The organism is bacterium (genome assembly GCA_036524115.1).
GTDB lineage: Bacteria > JAUVQV01 > JAUVQV01 > JAUVQV01 > DATDCY01 > DATDCY01.
Map to the genome: position 1 here is coordinate 1 of DATDCY010000267.1, position 3,203 is coordinate 3,203.

General features: G+C 74.6%; 3 protein-coding genes. All 3 read right to left on the bottom strand.

What is annotated here, in order from left to right:
- Window positions 1-1,095, bottom strand: a 1,095-nt coding sequence (locus VI078_12845) for a glycosyltransferase family 4 protein (protein ID HEY6000168.1), incomplete at its 3' end; no start/stop codon positions are given.
- Window positions 1,092-1,628, bottom strand: coding sequence for a metal-dependent hydrolase (locus VI078_12850; GenBank protein ID HEY6000169.1), 537 nt, complete (start codon window positions 1,626-1,628; stop codon window positions 1,092-1,094). The genes VI078_12845 and VI078_12850, both read right to left, overlap by 4 nt.
- A complete protein-coding gene (locus VI078_12855; GenBank protein HEY6000170.1) occupies window positions 1,613-2,986 on the bottom strand; it encodes a MiaB/RimO family radical SAM methylthiotransferase in 1,374 nt (457 codons plus the stop codon). The genes VI078_12850 and VI078_12855 overlap by 16 nt, the downstream gene beginning before the upstream one ends.
- Window positions 2,987-3,203 lie beyond the last annotated feature (217 nt).

The following is a 3,203-nucleotide window of genomic DNA, read 5'->3' on the forward strand; positions in this document are numbered from 1 at the left end:
GGAGTAGCGTTCGGCGGCGCGCGCGGCGCCGGCGCGCCCGAGGCGCTCGCGCAGCGTGGCGTCCCCTGCAAGGCGGACGAGCCCCGCGGCGAGGCACCCCGCCTCCGGGCGCACGAGCCGGGCGCACGTGTCGTCCAGCGCCTGGGTGTGCGAGCCGATGTCCGTCGCGAGGATCGCGCGCCCGGCGCCGAGATACGAATAGATCTTCATCGGCGTGTTCTCCCCGAGCGTGCGCGGCGAGACGAGGATGTCCGCCTGCGCCAGGTACGACCCGAGATCGCGCACCGGGCGCGGCCCGGCAAAGCGCACGCGACCCGAAAGCCTCCGCACCGCGGCCGCGCGCTCGTACCGGACGACGTCCGCCGGGGCGCCCCCGATGACGACGAGCGTCACGGGCCCGTCCGGGCCGAGCGACGCCAGCGCCTCGGTGAGCAGGTCGATCCCCTGGTAGGGCTCCAGGTTGCCGACATACAGCGCCAGCGGCCCTGCCACGCCGTACCGGGCCCGCAGGTCCTCGACAGGAGCGGCCGGCCCCTCGGCGAGCGGGATGTCCTCGAGCACGCGCACCGGGACCGCGGGCGCAAGGGCGCGCGCCTTCTCCGCGAGGCTCGGGCAGACGGCGAGCACGAGATCGCAGGCGCCCAGCGTGCGCCGCACGATCGCGTCGAGTGCCGGGCGCAGCGGCCGGCGCAGCCGCGAGCGGCCGCAGATCTGGTCCACCATGTCGGAGTCCATGTCGCAGACCACTGCGGCTCCGTGCCGACGGCGCAGCCAGGCCGCCGGGAAGACCGCCTCCTCGACGGCGTGCACGACGTCGTAGCGGCCGGGACGCGCCAGTTTCAGGAAGGCGGCGCTCAGCGTCGCGTCGCAGGCCAGCTTCTTCGCCGAGAAGCCGATGGGGACGTCCCGGACCAACGGCGGCGCCGCGGCCCGCAGCAGGCGCAGCCCCGGGAAGGAGACCTCCTCGCCCTCGTGGTACACGAGCAGGTCGACGGCGTGGCCGAGCGCGCAGAGGGTCTCTGCGAGCAGGCGAACGGCGATCGGCGTCCCGCGCTCCCGGTAGAACGGCTGCGGCGCGAGCACGAGGACGTTCATCGGGCGCCCCGCTCGCCGGCTGAACGGCCAAGCCGCAGCGCCAGCAGCAGGAAGGGGATCCCCAGGGCCAGCTCGACCAGCAGCTCGCGAAGATTCCGCATGCTGAGGACGTGCACGCGGTCGATCCCGGGGAAGACGGCGAACGGCGCGTGGAAGCGCGCGTCGCTGAGGGGCCAGAAGAAGGGGAAGCCGACCGGGGGCTTCTCGTCGAGCACCACGAGATCCAGCAGCAGGTGCGTGAGGCCGGCGCACGCGAGCAGCGCCCAGGCCCACGCGAGGCCGAGCCGGCGGCGCAGCACGAGGGTCAGCGGCAGCGTCGCCGCCGCGATGAACGCGAGGGAGTGCGCCGGGCCCTGGTGGAAGCGCTCCATGGCGGCACGGCCGCCGACGAGCGCCAGGTAGTCGAGGTCCGGCAGGTTCGCGGCGAGCGCCGCCGCGGCCACCACAGGCAGCGCGCGCGCCGCGGGCAGCCACCGCGACGCGATAAGGGCGACGCCGGCGCCGGCGGCGGCGTGGGCTACGGGCGTGGGCATCGGGAGGAGCGCGATCGTCCGCCTGGGAGCACCGCGCCGGCGAGGTCGTACGCGCCGGCGCCGGTCACGCGCACCGGCACCCAGGTGCCCGCGACGCCGCGCCCCCGCACGCGGATCCGGCCGTCGACCTCCGGCGCCTGCCAGGGCGTGCGCGCGGTCCACACCGTGGTGCGCCCGGGCTCCGGTGCGAGCAGCAGCGCCTCGGTCGTCACGCCGATCCGGCGCGCCCAGAGTTGCGCCGCGAGGCCCGCCTGCGTTGTCATCACCTCGTGGTAGCGCTCCTCGGCCTTGCCGCGCGGCGCCGCGCCCGGCAGGCCGGCCGCCTTGGTCCCCGGCTGCGGCGAGAAGACGAAGGCGCCGAGGTTCTCGAAAGGGTGCGCGCGCAGGAACGCGAGCAGCTCCGCGAACTCGCGCCGCCCCTCGCCGGGGTAGCCGACCATCACGGTCGTGCGCAGGGCCACGCCCGGGATGCGGGCGCGCAAGCGCCCGAAGAGCCTTTCCAGGTCGCGCCGGCCGTAGCGGCGGTTCATCCCCCGCAGCACCCTGCCGCTGGCGTGCTGGATCGGGATGTCCAGGTAGGCGCAGAGCTTCGGCGTGTCGGCGAAGAGATCGATCACCCCGTCGTCCACGCGGTCGGGGTGGAGGTAGAGCAGGCGGACGCGGAAGTCCCCGGGGAGCGCCGCGATGGCGCGCACCAGCGGCACCAGCCCCCCGATGCGCCGCCCCTCGCCGAACCGCGTGATGTCCTGCCCGACGAGGTTCAGCTCGCGGGCGCCCGCCTCGACCAGCGCGCGCGCCTCCTCGAGGACCGCGGCCGGCGCGCGGCTGGCGTGGGGCCCGCGGATCGTGGGGATCAGGCAGTAGTGACAGCAGTTGCTGCAGCCGTCCGAGATCTTCAGGTACGCCCACGGCCCGGTCGTCAGCGAGCGCTCGAGGCCGTCGGCCGGCAGGAAGGCGCGCCCGGGGCCGCCGAGCCGTCGCGGCCGCGGCGGCGCGAGCGCCAGCCACTCGCCCAGGCGCGGGATCTGCTTCGGCGAGAGGAAGAGATCGACCTGCGGATAGCGGGCCGCCAACTCGGCGCCGAAGCGGTTGACCATGCAGCCGGCGACGACGACGGTGCGTCCCGCGCGACGGCCCTTCCAGCGGACGGCATCGGCGATCGCCTCGTGCGACTCCTCGACGGCCGGGCCGATGAAGGCGCAGGTGTTCACGAGCAGCAGGTCGGCGCGTTCCAGGTCGGGGACGAGCACCCAGCCCCCGGCGCCGAGGCCGCCGACGAGGTACTCGGTGTCGACGAGGTTCTTCGAGCAGCCGAGGCTGACGACGCCCGCGAGGGGCAGGTGCGCTCTTTGTGCCATCGACGGCAGTATAACCGACCGCCCGCCGGTGTGCCGCCGCGGTTGTCTCCCGGGTGTCGGAGACCTATCATGTTGGCATGTACGCGCGCTACCTTGGCACATTGCCGTGGAGCGACCCGCTCCAGGAGGTGCTGCGCTCGCGCATCTTCGCCGGGGTGCACGACCCGGTCTTCCACGTCGAGGCGATCTCGGACAGCCACCTCGTCTACCGCTACCG